Raw genomic sequence first — 23,660 nt, 5'->3', positions numbered from 1 at the left:
GCCGGATCGAATCCGCCTGCGAGGGCAGGTCCGTCGACCGTCACCGTGGCACTACTCCGGAAAGCCGATATCCGACTCGACGGCATCGCGGTCGGTGTACATGCGCCAATAGTGGTCGCCCAGTTCGGCATTGGTCATGCGGACGATCTCGAGCCCGGCCGGGAACAGTTCCGGCTGCTCGTCCACCAGGCGCTCGGCCTTGCTGTTGCCGATCAGCGCGCCGATATTGAGCAGGCCCACATAGACGCCGGTGCCTTGCAGTTCGATCGCGAGCTGGCGAATGTAGGTGCGTTGCGCGCCGAGTGCGACGCCGAAATTGGACAGATATGGGACCGGATACCTGTCGGAATATCCGGACGAAAACAGCAGTGCCCCTGCCCCGCGCTCGATCATCGTGGGCGCGAGCGCGCGGGTCATCCAGATCGGTGAGTAGACCTTCAATTCCAGCGGGATGCGCAGGTTGTCGGCGTCGACATCGAGGGTGGTCGGGATGCGATTCACCGCATCGCCCGCCGCGCCGTGCATCGCGACATCGATCTGCCCGAACTCGGCCGTGATCTTGTCGACCACGCTGTACAGCTGCTTTTCATCGGTGAGATCGGCGGGGAAGGCCGCGGCCTCGATGCCCTCGGCGGCCAGTTCCGCGACATGTCCGCGGGCCTTATCCGGATTCCGCCCGATGACCGCCACTCGGAATCCTTCCCGGCCGAACCGCCGTCCGGTCCCCATGCCGAGCCCTGGCCCGAAGCCGAATATCGCGATCGTCTTGGTCATACTTCCTCGCTAAGTTGAGCAGGGGTTCAAGTTAGCTTCGACGGTAGCATTAAGTTGAACCCATGCTCAAGATAAATCGGGTACCGGATTTGTAGGATCGGCGAATGCCCGTGGACAAGCCGTTACGCAGCGACGCCCGACGCAACCGGGACGCGCTCGTCAACGCCGCCCGCGAGGTCTTCGAGCAACGCGGCCTGGACGCACCACTCAAGGAAATCGCCGCCCGCGCCGGCGTGGCCATCGGCACGCTCTACAACCGCTTCCCCACCCGCGACGACCTCATCGCCGCCGCCGTCGAGGACCGCATCGAAGCGGGCGGCCGCATCGCCCGGGAGGCGATCGAAATCCAGGACCCCTGGGACGCTTTCGTCTACCTGGTCGAGAAGGTCTGTGAACTCCAGGCCGCCGACCGCCTACTCAGCGACCTCGCCCTACGCGGCGCCCCCAGCCCCGCGATTGCGCGCGCCCAGGAATACGGCCACGGGCTGATGCGTCAAATCGTCACCCGCGCACAGGAATCCGGCGCCCTGCGCCCCGACTGGGTCCTGGAAGACATAGCCTTCATCACCTGGTCCCACACCCGCATCATCGAAGCCACCGCCAAAATCGCCCCCCAAGCCTGGCGCCGCCACCTCGCCCTCGTCCTGGACGGACTCCGAGCCACGGCCGCCCACCCCCTCCCCGTACCCCCCATCACAGAAGGTCAACTGATGCAGGCGCTCAAAGGCTAGTGACGGATGCGCCCAAGGCATTCCGTCCGGAGTACTTCAGCGCGGCCGAAACGACCTGTGAGCCGAGCTCGCTGAGACGGATACGGTGTTTGCCCAGCAGGAGGCTGTGGCGGATACGGGTAGTGCCCCGGGCTGGCATGCGGGCGGCAAGTCCACCAGGGCCAGCCCGCAGCCCAGGAGCACCATCACTCCTCCGATGGTCGAGCGGAAAACTGTACCGCGCCGTGCGGGTTTCGTTCGACGCGAGCGCGGTCAGTAGGTCAGCGCGGGGTGGGAGGGGCGAGTGGGGCGGGCGGCGGTCCAGCGGGCGGCGTTTCCGTTGGCACACAGGATGAAAATGAGGATGGGTTGAATGAGGTCTAGAGCGGTTCGGAGCAGGTCTTCCTGGATCAGGGCGGTGATCTGGCCGACCAGGCCGAAGAAGGAGGACGACACCCAAAGTGGGTGGTCGTCGGGGGACCACCAGAAGATGCCGAGGCCGAATTCGTAACCGGTGAGCGAAACGGCAAGTCCGACAATGCCGATCGCGATCGACAGACCGGACGCGACGATCAGGGTGTAGCGCCCGCTCTCGTCCTGACGCCAGAGTTGGACACCGCCGAAGATCATGACAGCGGCCATCAGCGCCGCCGCGAGCGTGGTGAAGATGACGAGCGAATTGTCGAACCGGCTTCGATTACCGAGGAAATCGACGACCAGCCACGTGCCCCCGACGAGGCTCCGCAACCCATACAGCACCGCAAGCACCGCGCCGATCTGCGCGGCCGCACCGCTCGGCGGCCGATCCCCACTCCGGTAAAGCATCGTCGACACTCCTCACCACCTGGTTGTGGACGATTCGATCCTACGGCCGCCGTACCGAACCCGGTCGAGATGTCGATTCAGCGGCCGGTCGACGGCACAGCGGCAAGGATGAGCGGAGCCACGACGAAGTACAACGCCCGGATCGATACTGCCGGTCCGCCTCCGTGAATGCGAACCGGGGGTAGGGCGTCCGCTGGACGCGGGCGCCCTACCTTGTTGTTATCGCAGGTTGGCCTCGGCGTACGCCTTCATCGCGTCGCGCACGAATTCGGTTGTGCCGTCGCCATGTACGTCGTAGTTGGCCGCGAAACGCGGGTCGGCGACGTACATTTCGCCGAGTCCGGTGAAGTACTCGTACGACGGGCGGCGCTGCGAACCGACCCCGATCCAGTCGTAGTGCCGCGCGACGATGGCCTGGACCTCGTCGCTGTCCGGGGCGAGTCCGGCGGCGTGTGCCCGGCCGTAGTCGGCGGCGATATCCAGGTGGGTCTGGAAGTGCGCCTGCTTATCCGCCTCGGTGAGCGAGCGCCACCAGCGGTCGGCGCTTTCGTAGGCGGCCTTGCCCCAGCGTTCGATCACCTCATCCTTGTACCGAGTGTGGTCGAAACCGTCGAAAACCTCTGCTGCCATGAGTTGTTCACCTCGTTCCGTCTTGTGCAGCGTGGTGGTCACCGACTCGATCTGGCGCCGGATCCGATCCTGTTCCTGCCGAAGCAGTTCCAGGTGCGCGCGCAGTGCGGCGGCGGTGTCCTGTTCGCCCGCGAGAACTTCGGCGATGACCGGGAGGCCGAGGCCGAGTTCGCGCAGCAGCAGGATGCGTTGCAGCCGAACCAGGGAGTCCTGGTCGTAGTAGCGGTACCCGTTGGCGCCGATCCGGCTCGGCGGCAGCAGCCCGAGCTGCCCGTAGTGGCGCAGTGTTCGGCTGGTGGTACCGGCCGCCTTGGCCAGATCCTGGATGGACCATTCGGTGCCCGTTCGCATGACCTGTTCTCCCTTCTTTCTCGTCGGTACAACCAGCTTGCAAGTTGACGTTACGTCAAGGTCAACCCTTTAATGCGTGTCCACCGGCACCCGAAGTGTGACCACGGCAGGTTCGATCCGCGGCTTTGCGGCCACCTGACCGAGCAGCGTGCCGCCGAGCGCGATACCGAGTCCGACCACCTGCAGCGGGCTCAACGCTTGACCGAGCGCGATCCACCCGATCACAGCGGCCGATACCGGGCTGAACAGTCCGAGGAAGGCGACCGAGGTGGCCGGCACCTTGGCGATGCCGCGGAACCAGAGGAAGTACGCCAACGCGGTGCCGATCACGCCGAGGTACAGGTAGCCGCCGACGGCCCGGCCGTCGAGTACGGGCGGCGCACCCTCGATCAGGAAGGCGAGCGGCGCGATGAACAGGCCACCCGCGGTGAGCTGCCAGCCGGTGATCGCGAGCGGTCCGACACCATCGGGCCGACCCCAGCGCTGAGTGAGCACCGTGCCCATCGCCATGGACGCCGCACCGGCGAGTCCGGCGATCACACCGACCGTATCGAGTTGCGCATTGGCGCGCAGCACCACGAGCGCGACCCCGAAGACACCGATCAGGCCCGCGATCACCTTGCGCCCGTTGGGCTTTTCGGCGAGCACGACTGTTGCGAAAGCCAGTGCGAACATCGGTGCGACCGCACCCAGAACACCGGCGACACCACCGGGCAGCCGGTACGCGGCGAGGAACAACAGCGGGAAGAACGCGCCGATATTGAGGACACCGAGGGCAGCGGCGCGCCCGAGCCAGACCCCACGCGGCAGCACGCGGGTGATGGCGAGCAGCGCGAGTCCGGCGGGCAGCGCGCGCATCAGCGCGGTGAAGAGCGGACGATCCGGCGGCAGGAATTCGGTGGTCACGGCGTAGGTGGAGCCCCATGCGATCGGGGCGAGTGCGGCGAGCGCCAGGGTGCCGGCGTACGAGTCGCGCGCGGCGGTGGTTGTTGTCATGTTGGTCGCTCCTCATTGATAATCTCAACGTTGAAATATCTACTCGCCGACACACCTCACCGTCAAGTAGATGAATGTTGAGATAATCACTATCGAGAGGAATGCCGTGGCCGACGCGATCGATCTGTTCACCGTGCACTGGAACCGGGAACGGCCGGACGTCGATGTGTCACCGATGGCAGTGATCGGGCGCATCCAGCGGCTTTCCCGCCTGCTGGAACAGGAGCTGAAGAAATTCTTCGCCGGACACGGACTGGAGTTCTGGGAGTTCGACATGCTCGCGACCCTGCGTCGCTCCGGCGGCGCCGACGGGCTCACCGCAGGCGCCCTCAACCAGGTCGCCATGCTCACCTCGGGTGCCATCACCAACCGCATCGACCGCCTCGCAGCCAAGGGCCTCGTCGAGCGCGCACCCTGCCCAGAGGATCGCAGAGCAATCCGCGTCCAACTCACCGCCACCGGCCGCACCCTGATCGACGACCTACTGCCCTTGCACATGGCGAACGAGCAGCGCCTCCTCGCCGCACTCGATGAGCAGGACCGTGGTCACCTCGCCGATCTGCTGCGAACCCTGACCGAATCACTGGGCGATACCGCGTCGTCCTGATTCGACGACGGCCCGATTACGCCCGAGAACTACTGCCGCGCAATCGGATTCGCCACAGTCGACACCGGCTGCGGCAAATGAGTCGCGCCCGCGCCACCCATGAACCGACGCCAACGGTCTACACGGCATCCCGCCAGCGCCGGTCGCCCGGAGGGCAGCACTCCCTTGTGAGCCGCACCCCCAGTGCACGGTGCGCGCCCGCGAGTGCGAGCGTGCGGCCGGGCCGGGATGAGGACCTGTGCGGGCAATACGCCACGCGGCACGAGCAGCGGTAATCGGGCGGGCGGCAGCCGCAGCCGCCGAGAGGCCCAGAAGCCGAGCCGCCCAGCCACCAAGCCGCCCAGAAGCCAAGGAGCCGAGAGGCCGAGGAGCCGAGAGGCCAAGAAACCGAGGAGCCAAGAAACCGAGGAGCCAAGAAACCGAGGAGCCAAGAAACCGAGGAGCCAAGAAACCGAGGAGCCAAGAAACCGAGGAGCCAAGAAACCGAGGAGCCAAGAAACCGAGGAGCCAAGAAACCGAGGAGCCAAGAAACCGAGGAGCCAAGAAACCGAGGAGCCAAGAAACCGAGGAGCCAAGAAACCGAGGAGCCAAGAAACCGAGGAGCCAAGAAACCGAGGAGCCAAGAAACCGAGGAGCCAAGAAACCGAGGAGCCAAGAAACCGAGGAGCCAAGAAACCGAGGAGCCAAGAAACCGAGGAGCCAAGAAACCGAGGAGCCAAGAAACCGAGGAGCCAAGAAACCGAGAGGCCAAGGAGCCAAGGAAGCGAGGCCAAGGCCAGCGGACTACAAAGGTGCTCAGGGCGACTAGAGCTCTTCGGTCACCTCCGATTCCTCACTTGTCGGCGCGGCCGAGGGGATCGCGGGACCGCGTGGGGGCGGCGGGGTTGGGGTTGATGCCGTGGTCGGTGCGACGGTAGTTCCGGGCGGGAGCGAGACCTCGGGCGCGATGGCGGCGCCTGATACAGCGGAATGTCCCGGCGACACGGCACTTCCGGGCGCGAGCGCGCCTCCGGGCGGCGCACTTTCGGGCGAGGCATTCGAACCATCCGACAACGCGCTCTCGGAAAATATGTTGCCGCTGGGCGGCACACTTTCGGGCGCGCCACTCGGCAATGCGTTCTCGGGCAATACATTGCCGCCAGGCAGCACGCGCCCGGGCGCGACATTGCCGGGCGCGGCGTTCGCGCCGCCAGGCACTGCGCTTTCAGGTGAGCTGTTCACGCCGGGCGCACGTCCGGGCGACGCGCTTTCGGGCACGCCATTCGCAGCACCCGGCACCGCGCCCTCCGGAGAGCTCTTCACGCCGGGCGCTACCGCACTTCGAGACGACGCGCTTTCGGGCACACCATTCGCAGCACCAGGCACCGACCTCTCCGGTGAGCTGTTCACGCCGGGCGCACGTCCGGGCGAGGCGCTTTCGGGCACACCATTCGCAGCACCGGGCACCGTGCCCTCGGGTGTGCCATTCGTGCCGGGTGGTACGGCGCGCTCGTTATTGCCCGGCCGCCCCGAGCCACCAAGTTTGCCCTCGTGCGTATCCGGCGCCAGCTGCATCAGCGTCGTGAAGTCGACGACCTGGGCGCCGAGCGTCGGTGTCGCGATGATGACGCCGTTGGTGAAAAGCCGGTAGGTACCGGCGTTTTGGGGTAGCGCCATTTCCGGTCCGAGCGGCTGGCCGACCGCGCTGTTCGCGCCGCCGATCCGGCGGTACTCGGCATCGATCGGGGATTCGGCGACGAGGGTCTGCTTGCGGGGATCCACCGGATTACCCGCGCCGACCACCGGGGTGCCGAGTTCGGCGGGCGTCGGTCCGACATCGAAGGCGTAGATATCGGCCGGTTCCCCACCGTCGGGTGCGGAAGAGTACTCCGAACGCAGGATTCGGCCGTCCCGCAAGAGCACCATCCCCGCGGTCGATGCGATGGCGGCGGCCGCGCGCGGATCCTCCTTGGCAGTGCCGGGGTACTCCTGACAGTCGGCGGTATCGCAAGTCTGCGCGTATAGGTGACGGTGCTCCGCCAGCGCGTACGAACGTGCCGCGATCGCTTGTGCGCGAAGGGCTTCCGTCGCTCCCTTGTCGACCCAGTTGGCCTGCACCTCCGCTGGGACGACACCGAGCAGATAGTCCTCGACGTCGACCCGGTTCACCGTGCGCGCCTCACCGTTTTCCATGGCAACGCCGAGTGAGCCGCGATATGCCGAACCACCGCACAGCGTCAGATGTTCGGCGGCGGGACGGTTGGGCCGCGGGTTGAGCGGATAGATCCACGGGTCGGGGGTCGCCCGCTGCCACAGCACCGCACCGTCACAGCCCATCGTGACAACCACATTCGCGCCGCCGTCGGGCAGCGCGGTGAGATGCGCGACCTGGCCGCGCGGCAGCATTTGGCCCGCGACTCGCAATCCGGCGTCGGCATGGACGTCCAGCGTCGAATCGTCCTGGGCGAACAGCCGCACCCCGACGGTGGTCGCCGAGATTTTGCCGAGCGTCGCGCCCGGGTAGTAGTGATCGAGGATGCGTTCGGCGGTCCAGCCTTCCAGGGCACTGTCGAACGCGCCGACCTGACTCATACCGCGCCCATGGCCCGGTCCCGCCAACGGACGGACAGGGGCGTCGGTCGGCCGGACCCAGAACGCGAGTACTGTGCCGGCCAGCACGGCCGCACCACCGGTGACCAGCACAGGACGGATGGAAATCGGAGTTCCCGATATCCGTCGCCCGCCAATTCGTTCGTGTGGCGCACTCGTTTTCATCCGCAATTTTCGCTCCCCCCGCGTCGCGTCATTCCGGTGCCGTTTACTTCGCATCCGTTCACTCCCACGGTTTTCCAGGACCTGATCGGTTCGATACCTGTCGGCATGTCGTTCCAGCCGGTCGCAAATCGAGAGCTACATTCGAGCAATCACATAATCCTCAACCAGAGGTTTAGATATGTGACAGTTGTGAACTAGTGTGGTCGTTGATGCATCAGGAAGCAACCCTGACATTCGTGCAGATGATCGCTCGGTTCGACCTGATTGGAGATGCTCGTGCCGTACCGCAAACCGAAACGTTCCTACGTGCTCCCGGTTGTCACCACACTTGCGGTAGCGGCTCCGCTCGCGACATTCACGCTGAGCGATTCGACCGATTACCGCCCGACAACCGGCAGCGAGCTCGCCGCAATCCCCGCGCAACTGGCCGAGGTGGTGCTCGCCACGGCGCCCGACATCACCCTTCCGCTGCGTGAACTCACCGGTCTCGACCTGCCTGATCTGCATCTTTCGGATCTACGCATGCTGCCGATTCCGGAGTCCATTCCGGTTCCCCAGGGTTTGCCGCTGCCGCCCGGTGTCGAGCTACCGACGGAAATTCCCCTACCCAAGCTCGACCCCGAACACACCACACCAGGCCAAACGGTTCCCGGCCAAACGGTTCCGGGCCAGAGCACCCCCGCCCAGTCGCTCCCCGGCCAAACGATTCCGGGCCAGAACTCACCCCCCCAGTCGCTCCCCGGCCAAACGATTCCAGGCCAGAGCTCACCCGCCCAATCACTCCCCGGCCAAACGATTCCAGGCCAGAGCACTCCCGCCCAATCACTCCCCGGCCCAACAGTTCCAGGCCAGGGCACCCCCGCCCAATCACTCCCCGGCCAAACCACGCCGGGTCAATCGGCACCCGGCCAGACCATCCCGGGTCAGACCGCCGCCCCAGCTCAGGGCACAACCCCCGGTCAACCCACCCAAGGCCGTTCCCCTGCCGTCGCATTCATCGCCGATCCCGCCCAGCTCGAGCCCGACGTCACCCCCGACACACCGGCACTGTCGCCCGGCGCCGTCCCGCCGGAACTCCTCGGCCAGGTGGGTGCGCAGGTCAAGGAGCTCAGCCGCGATACCCCGTTCAGCGTTGTCGCACTGACCGCGCACGACCTGGCGAATACCAAGACGTTGGTCCGGGCCCGTCAGTCCGATGGCGGTTGGGGTCCCTGGTACGACGCCGAGGCCGTCGACACCCGTCGCAACGATCGGGCGACGGGCGGCCCCACCGGCACCGAACCGATCTACGTCGGCAATACCAAGTCCGTGCAGATCCTGGTGACCCGCAAGCCTGCCGTGGCGGCGGTACCGCGTCCGCCGGTCGTGGGTGACGCGGAGGGCGCCGTGCCGATGCTGCCCACCCCGACCGCCGGGCGTTCCGATGATCCGGCCCAGACCGACGCCGCACTGACGGCCGTGCTGATCGATCCGGGCCGCGGCGCGATCGATGGCGCACTCGCGAATGTCGCCGCGGCGCTTCCCGGTGGCGGACCCAATGTCATCACCCGATCCCAGTGGGGCGCGGACGAATCCATCCGCTGCGAGGAACCCACCTACGACGACCAGCTCGGCGGTCTCACCGTGCACCACACCGCGGGTCGCAACGACTACACCCCGGCCGAATCGGCGGGCATCGTCCGCGCGATCTACACGTATCACGCAAAGACGTTGGGCTGGTGCGATATCGGCTACAACGCACTGGTCGACAAGTACGGCCAGATCTTCGAGGGCCGCTTCGGCGGACTGGATCGCCCGGTGCAGGGCGCGCACGCGGGTGGGTTCAACGAGAACACTTCGGGTGTCGCACTGATGGGCAACTACGAATCCGAGGAACCGTCGGAAGCGGCGATCAATGCGATCGGCCGGTTCATCGGGTGGCGGTCCAAGATCGCGGGCCTGGATCCCGAGGGCTACACCACGATGTATTCCGAGGGCACCGAATTCACCTCGTATGCCCAGGGTGAGGCGGTTCGGCTGCCGGTGGTGTTCGCGCATCGCGATGTCGGCAATACCAGCTGCCCCGGTGACTCCGCCTATGCCGATATGGACCGCATTCGGGATATCGCAGCGGGCATATCGGCACCGTCCGGTACCTCGACCAAGCCGCAACAGCAGGCACAGGCGCCGACAACACAGCAACCGCAGATGCAGACCACCCCGCAGAGCGATATCGCCACGTTGGCCGCACTCACGGCCAAGCTGCTCGGCATGGTGAATCAGAATGCGATCGCCAGGCACTGGGCCGATAAGGGCGGTCCGGACGGTCCACTCGGCAAGCCGGTGTCGGAGCCTTTGCCCGCCGCGCAGGGACAGCAGTACGCGAAGTTCGTCAACGGGTATGTCTATACCGGCCCGAACGGTCAGGTGTTCGAGGTCATGGGCGCGATCCTGGATCGCTTCCTCGCCCTCGGCGGGGATGCCGGGCTGCTCGGGCTGCCGATGAGCAACGGCTACTCGGTGCCGGACGGGCTGCGAACCGACTTCCAGTACGGCTCACTGATTCTCAACCAGCTGACCGGCATCATCACCACCGTCCGGAAGACCTATAACGACACCTACCAGCAGCAGGTCAACCGCAGTCCGGTCGGCCAAGTCGTCGCGCCGGGCCCGGCCAGCTGAACCGCGCGTTCACACCCACCAGCGCTCGAGCACTTGCGCCACACCGTCTTCGGAGTTCGCCGCCGTGATCTCGTCCGCGGCGGCGAGCGCCTCCGGATGCGCATTGGCCATCGCGACGCCGTGGCCGACCATCGACAGCATCGGAACATCGTTGGGCATATCGCCGAATGCGATGATCGCCGAATGTTCGACACCGAGGCGTTGGGCCACGATGGTCAGGCCGGACGCCTTGGTCACGCCGGGTGCGGAGAGTTCGATCAGGCCGTGGTCGGTCGAATAGGTGATATCGGCGCGGTCGCCGATCAGCGGTGCGAGAACCGCGCGCATATCGGCACTGGGGGTGCCGCGTAGTCGGACCAGCATTTTGATCGCGGGCGCATCAATGACCTCGGCGCGCGAAACCTCGGTGTCATCCGGATTCAGCCAGGCGTGTTCGTATTCCGGTGAGCTGACGAATTGCGGCGTCACCGCGTCGTGTGCACTGGCGCCGACGCGTTCGGCGGCCAGACCGCAGCCGGGCAGTGCGCGTTCGGCCAGGTCGGCGATCCAGGCCAGGGCGTCCACGTCCAGGGTCCGGCTGGCGAGCACGCGGTCCGCGGCGCTGTCGTAGATCACCGCACCATTGCCACAGACGCAGAGCGGCGCATAACCCAACCCGTCGACCACCGGATCGATCCAGCGCGGCGGCCGTCCGGTGGCGAGTACGAACGGCACCCCATCGGTGATCAGGGCAGCCACCGCCGCCTTGGTTCGCGCGGTGACCCGCTCGTCGTGATCGATGAGGGTGCCGTCCACATCGGTGGCAACCATCTTCGGCTTGGGCAGGTGCAGGCGAGTCACCTATTCCATCCTGCCGGAAGACCATCTCGGCGAGGTCGCGGCTATCACTGTGACGGCGGTCGCCGCCACGGGGAGTCCTCGGCGTGCATCGTCGGGTCGGACTGCCGTTTCGCCAGATCCGGTGGCGGAGAATCCGGTGCTGCCTGCGGATTCGCTCCCCATTGCGGCTGCGCGCCCGCCTGATCGGTACCTGCTTGGGGATACGGGGGAACATCGGCTGACGGACCGTATTGCGGATAAGGCGACGGCGGATAAGGCGTCGAACCCGACGGATACCCCGCCGGTGGTACAGCAGGTCCGGACGGATACCCAGCCGGTGGCACGGCAGGTCCGGACGGGTGCCCAGCGGTTGGAGCACCAGGTCCATACGGATACATGGCCACCGGCGGCGCGGCTGCCGGGTTGTGGTTGAGCCAGCGCGTTGTCGCGGGCACGAGGGCGAGCACCGCGGTCGCGATCGGGAAGATCAACCCGATCAGACCACCGATGCCGCCGCCGATCTCCGCCGCGCTGCCGCCCGAGCTGGTGTAGTGCAGGGTTACGGCGTACTCCGTGATCCCCGCGATCACCACCACCGCGCATCCGGCAACGACGAGCACCCGACCGAGCGGCCGCCTGGTGAACATCATGATCGCGCCGATACCGAGCAGGAACGCCGTGACCACCGCGATCGAACCGGCGACCAGCAGGTAGGTCTTGATCCAGCTCTGCGCGAACAGGCCGGTCGAGTCGTACTCCGAGAGATCACGGGTCAGGTCGGTGAGCCCGAGCACGATATTGAAACCGCCGCCGAGCAATTGGCCCACACTGCCGATACTCGCCAGCACCCCGGCCGTGATCGCGGTGCCGCCACCGGGTGCGGGTGCCGGGACCGATGGATATGGCTCATATTGCGGATAACCCATGCAATCCCCCTTTGAGCACCGGAAAAGCCTGGAAACACCGGTCTCCACAGAATAGAGGACATGCCGATCTCACGCGTGTCACGCACGCTCGCACGCACGTCCTTATGATCAGGGACTAATACTCGATGCTGGCCCGACCAGCCGTAGGACCAGAGGACTGATGACCGGCTTCCTGCTACGACGCGCGTTCAATTATGTCGTGCTGTTGCTGCTGGCCTCGTTCCTGACGTTCAGTCTGGCGTCGCTGACGTTCACGCCGCTGGACAGTCTCGAACAGCGCAATCCACGTCCGCCGCAGGCGGTGATCGATGCCAAGGCCGAACAGCTGCATCTCAACGAGCCGATTCCACAGCGCTATATCAGCTGGCTGAAGGGCATCCCGCAGGGTGATTTCGGCCAGACGCTGGCCGGGCAGCCGGTCAGTGAGGAACTGCCGCGCCGGGTGCTGGTGAGTCTGCGGCTGCTGATCATCGGTTCGATCGTCGGTACGGTGCTCGGGGTTTTGATCGGTGCGGCCGGGGCGATCCGGCAATACAAATTCAGTGATTACTTCACCACGGTCGTGTCCCTGCTGGTGCTGAGCACGCCGGTGTTCCTGCTCGCCACCTTGCTGAAATACGGTGCGCTGGAAGTGAATACGCTCACCGGATCACAGATCTTCCTGTACACCGGCGAGACCTCGGCGAACAAGATCAACGGCTTCTTCCCGCAATTGCTCGACCGCCTCCAGCATCTGGTGCTGCCGACGGCCGGTCTGGCCCTCGGCGCGATGGCCGGTTACAGCCGCTACCAGCGCAATGCCATGCTCGACGTGCTGCAGAGCGATTTCATCCGTACCGCCCGAGCCAAAGGTCTGACCCGCAACAAAGCGCTCTACAAGCACGGCCTGCGGACCGCGTTGATCCCGATGGCGACGCTGTTCGCCTACAGCCTCGGCGGATTGATCACCGGCGCGACCTTCACCGAGAAGATCTTCGGCTGGCACGGCGTCGGGGAGTGGCTGGTCAATTCGATCAATGCCCAGGACCTCTACGTTGTCGTCACGGTGACGGCATTCGCCGGTCTTGTCGTGCTGGTATCGGGTCTGCTCTCCGATGTCGTGTACGCGATTCTCGACCCCAGGGTGCGTGTGGGATGACAGAAGCCGAAATCATTGTCCAGGGCGCGCCGGAGGTCGCGGCCGCCTCGGGTCGGCGCAGGCTCGTACTGCGGCGGTTCCTGCGCAACAAGGCCGCCGTCGCGGGCGTGATCGTGCTGCTGATCCTGGTGTTGGTCGCCTATGTGCTGCCGTACTTCTGGACCTGGGACTATCAGGAACTCGACGGCACGGCACTGCGCAAACCGCCCTCTGCCGAGCATCCCTTCGGCACCGACGCCATCGGCCACGACGTACTCGCTCAAACCCTGCGCGGTATGCAGAAATCGCTGATCATCGGCTTCTGCGTCGCCATCATCAGCACCACCATCGCGGCGCTGACCGGTTCGATCGCCGGCCTCATCGGCGGTTTCACCGATAAGGCCATCATGTGGCTGGTCGACCTGCTGCTCGTGGTGCCGAGTTTCATCATCGTCGCGCTGTTCGCGCCGAAGACGAAGGGCAGCGGGTCGATCCTGCTGTTGATCCTGCTGCTCAGCGTCTTCGGCTGGATGATCAGCGCGCGCATCGTGCGCGGCCTGACCATGAGTCTGCGTGAACGCGAATTCGTCAAGGCCGCAAGGTATATGGGCGCGCCGACCAGGACGGTGATCCTGAGTCATATCCTGCCGAATATCGCCTCGATCCTGATCATCGACACCACGCTGTCGGTGGGCGCGTCGATCATGGCCGAAACCGGTTTGAGCTTCCTCGGATTCGGTGTGCAGTCGCCGGATGTCTCACTCGGCACGCTCATCGCCTCGGGCACCGCATCGGCACTCACCTTCCCCTGGCTGTTCATGTTCGCCGGTGGACTGTTGATCGTCATCGTGCTCTCGGCGAATCTGGTCGGTGACGGCTTGCGGGACGCATTCGATCCCAGTGCCAAACGGGCTCGCTCGCGCAAGAAGGCTGGGTCGGAAGAGAAGGTAGCGGCATGACGGGCCCAGCGGACACGGTCTCCACCGAAAAGAACTCCACCGCACCGCTGTTGGAGGTCTCCGACCTGCGGGTCTCCTTCCCCAGCGAAGAGGGCCGCATCGACGCGGTGCGCGGGGTGAACTACACCGTCTCCGATGGCGAAGTGCTCGCCATCGTCGGCGAATCCGGATCCGGCAAGTCGGTCTCCTCGCTCGCGGTGATCGGATTGCTGCCGGAGCAGGCGCGGATCAACGGCTCCATCCGGCTGCGCGGCCGCGAGCTGCTCGGTCTCGGCGATCGCCAATTGTCCAAGCTGCGTGGGCGTTCCATCAGCATGGTGTTCCAGGACCCGCTCTCGGCACTGACACCGGTGTATCGGGTCGGCGATCAGGTCGCCGAAGCCCTACTCGCACATACGGATATGACCGGTCGAGAGGCCTCGGCACGGGCTGTCGAGCTGCTGGATCTGGTCGGCATTCCGGAACCGGCATTGCGCGCAAAGGCATTTCCGCACGAGTTCTCCGGCGGTATGCGTCAGCGTGTGGTCATCGCCATGGCCATTGCCAATGATCCCGCGCTGATCATCTGCGATGAGCCGACCACCGCACTCGATGTGACGGTGCAGAAGCAGATCCTGAATCTGCTGCGCAAGGCGCGCGATATCACCGGCGCCGGTGTCATCATGATCACCCACGATATGGGCATCGCCGCCACACTCGCCGATCGGGTCGCGGTGATGTACGCGGGGAAAATTGTCGAAACCGCTCCGGCGACAGAGCTTTTCGCCGCTCCACGGATGCCGTATACCGTCGGCCTGCTCGGCTCGATACCGCGCATGGACGGTCCGCCCCGCAGCCCGCTGATCCCGATCGTCGGCGCACCGCCGGCCATGCACGCGCTGCCGCCGGGTTGCTCGTTCGCACCCCGCTGCCCAATAGCTATCGATGACTGCCGTGCGGCCGAGCCGCCGTTGGAGAAGACCGGCCCCGGCCATTCGGCCGCCTGCATCCGCACCGCGGAAGTCACCTCCGCCGATCTGTTCGAGGCCTACCGCCAGGAGATTTCGGAGCCATCCGCCGAAGCCGATACCGATGAGCGTGTGGTGCTGCGGGTTTCGGATCTGGTGAAGACTTATCCGATCACCTCGGGCGTGGTGTTCAAGCGCCGTAAGGGCGAGGTCCGCGCCGTCGACGGCATCAGCTTCGAGGTGCGCGCCGGGCGCACATTGGCGCTGGTCGGCGAGTCCGGATCCGGAAAATCCACCACGCTCACCCAGATTCTCGACCTGGTGCAGCCGCAAGAGGGCACCATCGAGATCATGGGCAGCGATATCGCGACCCTGACCAAGGCGCGCAAGCGGGAGATCCGCCGGAAGATGCAGATCGTCTTCCAAGATCCGACGGCCGCACTGGATCCGCGGCTGCCGATCTTCGACGTGCTCGCCGAACCGATGCGCATCGATGGCAGGCCCCGCACCGAAATCACCAAGCGGGTACCGCAATTGCTCGAACAGGTCGGTCTGCGGCCCGAACACGCCGACCGCTATCCCGCCGATTTCTCCGGCGGCCAGAAGCAACGCATCAGCATTGCCCGGGCACTGGCCCTGGATCCGGAGATTCTCGTGCTGGACGAGCCGGTGTCGTCACTTGATGTGTCGATCCAGGCGGGTGTGCTGAATCTGCTGCGCAACCTGCAGACCGAAAACGGTCTGTCCTATCTGTTCGTCTCGCACGATCTTTCGGTGGTCCGCAATCTGGCCCACGATATCGCGGTGATGTATCGCGGGAAGATTGTCGAGGCCGGGCCCGCCGAACAGATCTTCGACCGTCCGAGCAACGAGTACACCCGGGCGTTGATCGATGCGGTCCCGGTGCCGGTCGTCAGCCGATAGAGGGAGAACGCGATGCGATCGAGAACCCGAACCAAATGGGCGGCACCGGTTGTCGCATTGGGTCTGATCGCGGCGGGCTGTGGTTCGGGCGGCGATTCGACGGCGGGGCTGTCGGATACGCTCGGCACCACCAACGACATCAACCCCAAGAGCGTCGACGAAGTCCGCGACGGTGGGAATCTGCGCTTGGCGACCACGTCGTATCCGGCCAACTGGAACACCCTTTCCAATGACGGTAACGACGGCGAGATAGCCGATATCGAACGGCCGCTGATGCCGCGCGCGTTCGACACCAATGCGGCAGGCGAATTGTCCATCAACAAGGACTTTTTCACCGACGTCGCGCTGACCGGCACCAACCCGCAACAGGTCACCTACACGATCAACCCGAAGGCCGTATGGTCCGACGGCAATCCGATCACCTGGGAAGACATCAAATCCGAGGCCAACGCGCTCAGCGGTAGGGACAAGCGATTCCTGATCGCCATCACCAACGGCTTCGAATTCGTGGACAAGGTGGAGCGCGGCGTCGACGACCGCCAGGCCGTCCTGACCTTCAGCCACCCCTACGCCGAATGGCGCGGCCAGTTCGCCGGCAATGCCTCACTGTTCCCGAAATCCGTTACCGCAGACCCGGATTCGTTCAACAACAGCCTCGCCGATGCGATGGGCCCCAGTGCCGGGCCGTTCCAGGTTGTCTCCACCGACCGGTCGCAGGGCCGAATCGTGCTGGGCCACAATCCGAAATGGTGGGGAGCCGCGCCCAAGCTCGACACCATCACCTACAGCGTGCTCGACCACACCGCCTGGACGACGGCGCTGCAGAACAACGAACTCGATTTGGTGCAGCTGACCACGGTCGACGACGTCCAGACGGTGCGCAATACCGGCGGCCTGGTGGTGCGCCGCGCGCCGGGTAATCGCTGGCGCCACATCACCTTCAACGGCGCGCCGGGGTCCATCCTGTCCGATGCCAAGGTGCGCGTCGCCATTTCCAAGGCCATCGATCGGCAGGCGATCGTCAGCGCGATTCAGAACGGGCTGGTCGAGAATCCGAAGCCGCTGAACAATCACATCTTCCTGCAGGGTCAGGCCGGCTATCAGGACAACAGTCTCGGCTTCGACCCGACCGCGGCGGCCCGCGAACTCGACGAGGCCGGATGGAAGCGCAATGGCGATGTGCGGGAGAAGGACGGGCGCAAGCTCGTCATCCGCGATGTCATGTACAACGACCCGACCTGGGTGCAGATCGCCCAGATCATCCAGCGCAACCTCGCCGAGATCGGCGTGGGGCTGACCATCGACACAAGGCCCGGCGCGGGGTATTTCACCGATGTCATCCAGCCTGGCGATTTCGACGCCGCCCAGTTCATCTGGGTGGGTGATGCGTTCGCGTTCAGCAGTATTCGACAGGCGTACTACTACGACCCGAACGATTTGCAGGGCAACTACGCCCGCGTCGGCTCGCCGGAGCTCAATGCCCTGATCGATCGCACCCTCTCGGAACTGGATCCGGCGAAGGCGCTCGAGCTGGCCAATGAGGTGGATCGCAAGGTGTTCGAGGAGGGTCATTCGCTGCCACTGATGCAGAGCGACGGCAGCTTCGGCGTCCGCGCGAATCTCGCCAATATCGGTTCCCCCGGCCTCGCGTCCTACGACTACACCAAGATCGGATTCGTGAAATGACAACAGCACGCATCGCCCGGCAGCGCCGGGTGGGAATTCGGATCGCGGCACCCGCTGTCGCCATCGCGCTGATTCTGTCCGGGTGCGGGTCGGGCGAGGCCGTGACGGCTGGTTCCAGCTCGATCGGCACGTCCAACGACATCAATCCGAAGGACGCCGGCGACCTGCGCGACGGCGGGAATCTGCGGCTGGCGCTGACGAACTTCCCGGCGACCTTCAACGCATCGCACGTCGACTCCGACGGTGAGGTCTCCGATCTGGTCGGGTGGGCATTGCCCGGCTCGGTCAAATCCGATGCGGCGGGCGATATCACCACCGACACCAACTACTTCACCGAGATCAAACTCACCAATACGAATCCGCAGACCATCGTCTACACGATCAATCCCAAAGCGGTATGGACCGATGGCACGCCCATCACCTGGGAAGATCTGAAATCCCAGGCCGAGGCGCTCAGCGGGCGCAACCCGGCCTTCCAGGTGGCGGCAACCCAGGGCTACGCCCAGATCGGCACGGTCGAACGTGGTGTCGACGACCGGCAGGCGATCGTCACCATGGCCCAGCACTATGCGGAATGGCAGGGCATCTTCAGCACGGTCTACCCCAAGGCTTCGACCGCGACCCCGCAGGCCTTCGACGACGTCAACCGCAATGGTCTGCCGGTGTCGGCGGGCCCGTTCATGATCACCTCGATCGACAAGGCGCAGCAGCGAATCGTATTGAGCCGCAATCCGAAGTGGTGGGGTGATACACCGAAGCTGGATACGGTCACCTACAGCGTGCTCGACTACTCGGCGCGGCTGAACGCACTGCAGAACAATGAACTGGATTCGGCATCGGTATCGGGCATCGATGAGGTCAAGACGGCCTCGAACGCGCCCGGCATCAAGGTGCGCCGCGCGCCCGCGCCGCGGTTCTCGCACTTCACCTTCAACGGCGCGCCCGGCTCGATCCTCGCGGATCCCAAACTGCGCGTTGCCATTTCGAAGGGGATAGACCGGCAGGCCATCGCGACCTCGGCCCAGCAGGGGGTCGTGATCGATCCCAAGCCGCTCGACAACCACATCTTCATGGTTGGCCAGAAGGGCTATCAGGACAACGCGGCATCGGTGGCCTACAACCCCGAACAGGCGGCAAAGGAGCTCGATGACCTCGGGTGGAAGCTCAACGGTGATGTCCGCGAAAAGGACGGTCGCAAGCTGGAAATCCGCGATGTGATGTACCAGCAGGAGAGCTGGGTGCAGATGGCCCAGATCGCGCAGCAGAATCTGGCCAAGATCGGCGTCAAGCTGCTCATCCAGACCTACCCGGGCAATGGGCTTTTCACCGATGTGGTCGACCCGGGCAACTTCGACATCGTCCAGTTCACCTGGAGCGGTGGCATCCTTCCGCTCGGTGCGCTGCCGCAGATCTATGCCTTCGACCCGGCGAATACGTTGAGCAATAAGGGCAAGATCGGCTCCCCGGAACTGAATGCGCTGATCGAGCGGACGATCGCCGAACTCGATCCCGAAAAGGCCATCGAGCTGGCAAACGAGTGCGACAAGATGATCTTCGACGAGGGCTTCTCGCTGCCCATCGTGCAGTCCGCGGGCACCGTGGCGGTGCGCGAGGGGCTGGCCAATTACGGCGCCTTCGGCCTGGCGTCAGCGGATTACACCAAGATCGGGTTCGAGAAATGAGATTCGCAACCGCCGTAGCAGTTCCGGTTGTCGCCCTCGGTCTGATCGCAACCGGTTGCTCCGACGACAGCATCACGCCCGGCACGGTCGATATCGGTAGTACCAACGACATCAACCCGAAGGATCGCAGCGAGCTGCGCGACGGCGGGAATCTGCGCCTTGCCATCACCAGCTTCCCGGAGAACTTCAACTATCTGCATATCGACGGCACCACCGAAACCACGGCCTCGGTGATCAATCCGACCATGCCGTCGCCCTGGGTGAGCAATGCCGCGGGAGAACTGACCGTCGATCACAATTACTTCACCGACATCAAGCTGACGAATACCAGCCCCCAGCAGGTCACCTACACGATCAACCCCAAGGCCGTATGGTCCGATGGCACCCCGATCACCTGGGAGGACCTGCGATCGGAGGCGGCCGCGCTGAGCACGAAGGACCCCGGCTTCCTCATCTCCTCCCCCAGTGGCTTCGACCGGGTCGAAAAGGTCGAACGCGGCGAGGACGACCGGCAGGCGATCGTCACCTTCGATAAGCCGTATGCCGAATGGCAGGGTCAATTCAGTCCGCTGTATCCGAAGTCCGTCACTGCCACCCCGGATGCGTTCAGCAACGCCGACCACGACACCTTCCCGGTCAGCTCCGGTCCGTTCGTGCTCACCAGCATCGATCGCGCCCAGAACCGGATCACGCTGGGCCGCAATCCGAAATGGTGGGGCGATACTCCGAAGCTGGACACGATCACGCTCAGCGTGCTCGACGCTTCCGCGGTGCTGCCCGGGATCCAGAACAACGAGATCGACTACGCCTATATGTCCGGCATCGAGAATGTGACCGGCGCGCGGAATTCGAAGAACGTGGTGGTGCGGCGCACACCCGAGCCCAGTTGGTCGCATCTCACCTTCAATGGCGGCAAAGGCGCCCTGCTCGAGGATCCGCAACTGCGCATTGCCATTTCGAAGGCAATCGATCGGCAGGCCCTGGTGACCGCTGCCCAGAACGGTGTCGTCGAAAATCCGACGCCGCTGAACAATCACATCTACATGAAGGGACAGAAGGGCTACCAGGACAATTCGGCTCCCATCGCCTACGACCCCGCCGAGGCGGCGCGGATGCTCGACGCGCTCGGGTGGAAGCTCAACGGCGATGTCCGCGAAAAGGACGGCCGGAAGCTGGAACTGCGCGACGTCATGTACCAGCAGGAGGGCTGGGTGCAGACCGCGCAGATCGTGCAGCAGAACCTGGCGAAGGTCGGGGTGAAGATGACCATCCAAACCGTACCCGGCCAAGGGTTGTTCAAGGACGTGATCGATCCGGGGAACTTCGACATCGCCCAATTCAGCTGGGGAGGTAGCGTGCTACCGCTCGCGGCCCTGCAGCAGATCTACACGTATGATCCGAACAATCCGAACAGTCAGTTGGGTAATAAAGCCCGCATCGGATCACCGGAACTGAATGCGCTGATCGAGCAGACCATTGCCGAACTCGATCCGGCGAAGGCCATCGAGCTGGCCAACAAATGCGATCAGATGATCTTCGCCGAGGGCTATTCGGTGCCATTGCAGCAGGCCTCGGGCACCTACGCGGTGCGCGACAACCTCGCCAACTACGGCGCGTTCGGTCTCGCCTACCCCGACTACACCAAAGTCGGCTTCCTGAAGTGAAATTCGGACCGGGCCACCCCCTGGCCTATCCGGTCTGCATAACGATCGGCGCCCTGGTTGTCTGCCTGGCCTGGGCGCCGTTCGGCGATTTGGACCAGGTGGCGGCATTGGCGACGGTTGCTGTTGGCATTCTGGGTTATACGGGATTTCAGCTCGGCAGGGCGTCGGGCAAGCTGTCGAATGGGTTGGCAGATATCGGGCGGCGCCGGGATAACCGCACGGACACGTCTCGCGGCGAAGGCAATGCCCGCCCGCACCGGGATACGCCGCACAACGTCGGCGCGCACTTCGATGCCGGCGGCGGGAGTTCGGATACCGGCAGTAGCGCACATACCACGCGCACCGTGGAGATGAAGCGGGTGCGCCAGCAACATCGGCTCGTCAGCCGAAGTTGGCTCGAGATCAACGAGAACTATCGAACTCGCTGGCTGCCAATCTTTTTCGATCCGGCACTGCTCGCCATAGCCGAGACCGAAGCCGAGGTGACCGACAGATCAGTCGACACCGCCACCTTGCACTTCTACCCGTCCGGAAAGGCTCGGAGCTCCGAACCGCCCGGCCGACTGATCGACAACCCATCCCTTCCCGATCCCGACGCCGCGAACCTCGCCACCGACTCCGCTCGGGTCCGTCGCCGTCTCCTGCTCGACGCACAATCCACCGTCGCCGCACCCTTCGTAGCCCTCATGTGGGTCTACATCGCCGCGGGTGGCTTCATGGCCTTCGTCGCTGCCACCTCGGTAGCCGCCGCCACCGCCATCTGGCTCGCCGCCATCCGCGGCTCCGACCCCAGCTGATGTCGAATCGCCCACACCCGTCCGCACCAGCGGCCGACCGACATCGGCCCTCGCTCCAGATCCTGCCGGTGTTGCACCATCACGGACCAACATCGACTCGTCGAGCTGAGCGGCGCATCGGCACGACCACTCCCAAGGTGCCAACCGAGCGATCAACTGGTCTGACCACTTGACCTCCTGACCTTTTAAGCGCAGAGTGGGGGTATGGCGTTGCAACCTGTGGTCAAGCGGTCGGTATCGGGCGATGTATTCGAGCAGATCGCGGCGGATGTGCTCAGTGGGGAGTTGGCGCCCGGCGCGACGCTGCCCAGCGAGCGGCAGTTGGCGGAGGCGTTGGGAGTTTCGCGGCCCGCGGTGCGCGAGGCGCTGCAGCGGTTGGCGGCGGCCGGACTGGTTGTGGTGCGGCAGGGAGATGCGACCACCGTGCTGGACTACCGGCGCGGGGCCGGGCTGGAGGTGCTGCCGCGACTGCTGGTTCAGGCCGGTGAGCTGGAACCGAAGGTCGCGCGCAGCATCCTGGAAGCGCGGCTGCACAACGGACCGAAGGTGGCCGAACTCGCGGCGATCCGGCTCGGCAAAACCGAATCGGCCGGCGTGCGCGCTGCCCTGGATCGCACGGTCGAAGCGCTTGCCGCCGAACAGGATCCGATCGCACAGCAGCGCCATGCGATGGAGTTCTGGGATCACGTCGTCGACGCCGCCGACTCCATAGTTTTCCGGCTGATGTTCAACATGTTGCGCGCCGCCTATGAACCCGCGCTCGCGGCACTGGCCCCGATCATGTCCGCCGAGGTGGGCAATGTCGAGGCCTATCGAAACCTGGCCGCCGCCATCGAGGCCGGTACGCCGGAACAGGCCTCGAGCACCGCTCGGGCGCTGCTCGAACCGGCGACCGCGGCCCTGATCGAAGTATTGGAGGGCACCGAAAACATCGAACGCTGACGGCGAATACGCGATCCGGCATCGGCAATCCGGATCACCGCGACGGTTCGAAATATCGCTCGGTCGCCACCGAATGGATGGCACCGACTGGCTCCATCGAGGAAAGACCATGACGAAACCACAACCATCCAGCAAGGATTCGGCCACGGCGCGCGTGCGTCAGGACGAGCGGCCCCTGCGCCGCGGCCTCACCCTCGCCGCCGCTTTCCGCGAATTCATCCGGCACCCGTCGCCATGGCTGATCGGCACCACCCTGGTGGCAGCGCTGGTCGCCCGAATCATTGTGGGCGACTGGCAATCGACCGATGCGCTGGTGCCCGCGGTCATGCTCGCGGTCTTCCCGGTCTTCGAATGGATCGTGCACGTCACGGTGTTGCATTGGCGGCCGCGGCAACTCGGCCCGATCCCGATCGATAGCGAACTGGCCCGCAAACACCGCGAGCACCATGTGGATCCGCGCGATATCCCGCTGATCTTCATCCCGACCAAAACGCTTTCGGTACTGGTGGTCGTCCTGATCGCGATCGCGACCCTGGCCTTCCCCCGGCTCGCCCTCGGCCTGACCTTCCTGCTGATGATCACCGCACTAGGCCTCGGCTACGAGTGGACCCACTATCTGATCCACACCGACTACAAGCCGAAAGGCTCGCTCTACCGGGCGGTTTGGCGCAACCATCGTCATCACCACTACAAGAACGAGCACTACTGGTTCACCGTGACGACCTCTGGCACCGCCGACCGTCTACTCGGCACCTATCCCGATCCGGCGACCACGGAAACCTCCCCGACAGCCCGCCACCTGCACTCGGCCTGAAGCTCGCACTACCGTGAGCGCGGCGCTTCCAGCCTTCACCACTCGCACTCAGTCACCGTCCGGGGCCACCCTGCG

General features: G+C 64.9%; 19 protein-coding genes. 12 read left to right on the top strand and 7 right to left on the bottom strand.

Features of this window, described 5'->3' with window-relative positions; translation table 11 throughout:
• Window positions 1-51 precede the first annotated feature (51 nt).
• Window positions 52-774 carry an SDR family NAD(P)-dependent oxidoreductase gene (locus ACQPYR_RS01140; protein WP_433626550.1) on the bottom strand — a complete coding sequence of 241 codons (723 nt, stop codon included), beginning with the start codon at window positions 772-774 and terminating at the stop codon, window positions 52-54.
• A 104-nt stretch (window positions 775-878) separates the two neighbouring features.
• On the opposite strand from ACQPYR_RS01140, the gene ACQPYR_RS01135 reads away from it, so the two are divergent.
• Entirely contained in the window at window positions 879-1,505 is a 627-nt protein-coding gene (locus ACQPYR_RS01135; RefSeq protein ID WP_433626547.1) for a TetR/AcrR family transcriptional regulator, read from the top strand.
• A gap of 252 nt (window positions 1,506-1,757) precedes the next feature.
• On the opposite strand, the gene ACQPYR_RS01130 is transcribed toward ACQPYR_RS01135, so the two are convergent.
• The 3 genes from ACQPYR_RS01130 to ACQPYR_RS01120 form a co-directional block, all read right to left on the bottom strand.
• Window positions 1,758-2,309: a hypothetical protein gene (locus tag ACQPYR_RS01130; RefSeq protein WP_433626544.1), complete on the bottom strand. Its 552-nt coding sequence runs from the start codon at window positions 2,307-2,309 to the stop codon at window positions 1,758-1,760.
• A gap of 219 nt (window positions 2,310-2,528) precedes the next feature.
• Entirely contained in the window at window positions 2,529-3,290 is a 762-nt protein-coding gene (locus ACQPYR_RS01125; RefSeq protein ID WP_433626541.1) for a MerR family transcriptional regulator, read from the bottom strand.
• A 69-nt stretch (window positions 3,291-3,359) separates the two neighbouring features.
• Entirely contained in the window at window positions 3,360-4,286 is a 927-nt protein-coding gene (locus ACQPYR_RS01120) for an EamA family transporter (RefSeq protein WP_433626538.1), read from the bottom strand.
• Between the two features lie 70 nt (window positions 4,287-4,356).
• Here ACQPYR_RS01120 and ACQPYR_RS01115 point away from each other — a divergent pair, with 70 nt between their 5' ends.
• Entirely contained in the window at window positions 4,357-4,893 is a 537-nt protein-coding gene (locus tag ACQPYR_RS01115; protein ID WP_433626535.1) for a MarR family winged helix-turn-helix transcriptional regulator, read from the top strand.
• A gap of 804 nt (window positions 4,894-5,697) precedes the next feature.
• Here ACQPYR_RS01115 and ACQPYR_RS01110 read toward each other — a convergent pair.
• A complete protein-coding gene (locus ACQPYR_RS01110; RefSeq protein ID WP_433626533.1) occupies window positions 5,698-7,575 on the bottom strand; it encodes a SpoIID/LytB domain-containing protein in 1,878 nt (625 codons plus the stop codon).
• A 348-nt stretch (window positions 7,576-7,923) separates the two neighbouring features.
• On the opposite strand from ACQPYR_RS01110, the gene ACQPYR_RS01105 reads away from it, so the two are divergent.
• Window positions 7,924-10,308, top strand: coding sequence for an N-acetylmuramoyl-L-alanine amidase (locus tag ACQPYR_RS01105; RefSeq protein WP_433626530.1), 2,385 nt, complete (start codon window positions 7,924-7,926; stop codon window positions 10,306-10,308).
• A gap of 9 nt (window positions 10,309-10,317) precedes the next feature.
• Here ACQPYR_RS01105 and ACQPYR_RS01100 read toward each other — a convergent pair whose 3' ends face one another.
• Together ACQPYR_RS01100 and ACQPYR_RS01095 are read right to left on the bottom strand one after the other, a co-directional pair.
• Window positions 10,318-11,118: an HAD family hydrolase gene (locus ACQPYR_RS01100; protein ID WP_433635427.1), complete on the bottom strand. Its 801-nt coding sequence runs from the start codon at window positions 11,116-11,118 to the stop codon at window positions 10,318-10,320.
• Window positions 11,119-11,192: 74 nt separating this feature from the next.
• Entirely contained in the window at window positions 11,193-12,053 is an 861-nt protein-coding gene (locus tag ACQPYR_RS01095; RefSeq protein WP_433626528.1) for a hypothetical protein, read from the bottom strand.
• A 160-nt stretch (window positions 12,054-12,213) separates the two neighbouring features.
• On the opposite strand from ACQPYR_RS01095, the gene ACQPYR_RS01090 reads away from it, so the two are divergent.
• From ACQPYR_RS01090 to ACQPYR_RS01050, 9 genes are all read left to right on the top strand, one after another.
• Window positions 12,214-13,191 (top strand): ABC transporter permease, encoded by a 978-nt coding sequence (locus ACQPYR_RS01090; RefSeq protein ID WP_063039893.1) that lies wholly within the window; start codon window positions 12,214-12,216, stop codon window positions 13,189-13,191.
• Window positions 13,188-14,129, top strand: a complete 942-nt coding sequence (locus ACQPYR_RS01085) for an ABC transporter permease (protein ID WP_433626525.1) — start codon at window positions 13,188-13,190, stop codon at window positions 14,127-14,129. The genes ACQPYR_RS01090 and ACQPYR_RS01085 overlap by 4 nt, the downstream gene beginning before the upstream one ends.
• On the top strand, window positions 14,126-16,000 hold the full coding sequence (locus ACQPYR_RS01080) for an ABC transporter ATP-binding protein (protein ID WP_433626523.1): 1,875 nt from the start codon (window positions 14,126-14,128) through the stop codon (window positions 15,998-16,000). The genes ACQPYR_RS01085 and ACQPYR_RS01080 overlap by 4 nt, the downstream gene beginning before the upstream one ends.
• Window positions 16,001-16,012: 12 nt before the next feature.
• The gene (locus ACQPYR_RS01075; protein ID WP_433626520.1) at window positions 16,013-17,686 is read left to right on the top strand and encodes an ABC transporter family substrate-binding protein; all 1,674 of its coding nucleotides are present in this window, start codon (window positions 16,013-16,015) and stop codon (window positions 17,684-17,686) included.
• Entirely contained in the window at window positions 17,683-19,368 is a 1,686-nt protein-coding gene (locus ACQPYR_RS01070; RefSeq protein ID WP_433626517.1) for an ABC transporter family substrate-binding protein, read from the top strand. Before ACQPYR_RS01075 ends, ACQPYR_RS01070 begins: the two co-directional genes overlap by 4 nt.
• Window positions 19,365-21,032 (top strand): ABC transporter family substrate-binding protein, encoded by a 1,668-nt coding sequence (locus ACQPYR_RS01065; protein ID WP_433626515.1) that lies wholly within the window; start codon window positions 19,365-19,367, stop codon window positions 21,030-21,032. Before ACQPYR_RS01070 ends, ACQPYR_RS01065 begins: the two co-directional genes overlap by 4 nt.
• A complete protein-coding gene (locus tag ACQPYR_RS01060; RefSeq protein WP_433626513.1) occupies window positions 21,029-21,829 on the top strand; it encodes a hypothetical protein in 801 nt (266 codons plus the stop codon). The genes ACQPYR_RS01065 and ACQPYR_RS01060 overlap by 4 nt, the downstream gene beginning before the upstream one ends.
• A gap of 204 nt (window positions 21,830-22,033) precedes the next feature.
• The gene (locus ACQPYR_RS01055) at window positions 22,034-22,771 is read left to right on the top strand and encodes a FadR/GntR family transcriptional regulator (RefSeq protein WP_433626510.1); all 738 of its coding nucleotides are present in this window, start codon (window positions 22,034-22,036) and stop codon (window positions 22,769-22,771) included.
• 109 nt (window positions 22,772-22,880) lie between these two features.
• Window positions 22,881-23,585 (top strand): sterol desaturase family protein, encoded by a 705-nt coding sequence (locus ACQPYR_RS01050; RefSeq protein ID WP_433626507.1) that lies wholly within the window; start codon window positions 22,881-22,883, stop codon window positions 23,583-23,585.
• The last annotated feature ends 75 nt before the right edge of the window (window positions 23,586-23,660 follow it).

It is taken from the genome of Nocardia sp. CA-120079 (assembly GCF_050955745.1).
GTDB lineage: Bacteria > Actinomycetota > Actinomycetes > Mycobacteriales > Mycobacteriaceae > Nocardia.
The sequence above is the reverse complement of the archived record's forward strand: the minus strand, read 5'-3'. Positions and strand labels throughout refer to the sequence as shown.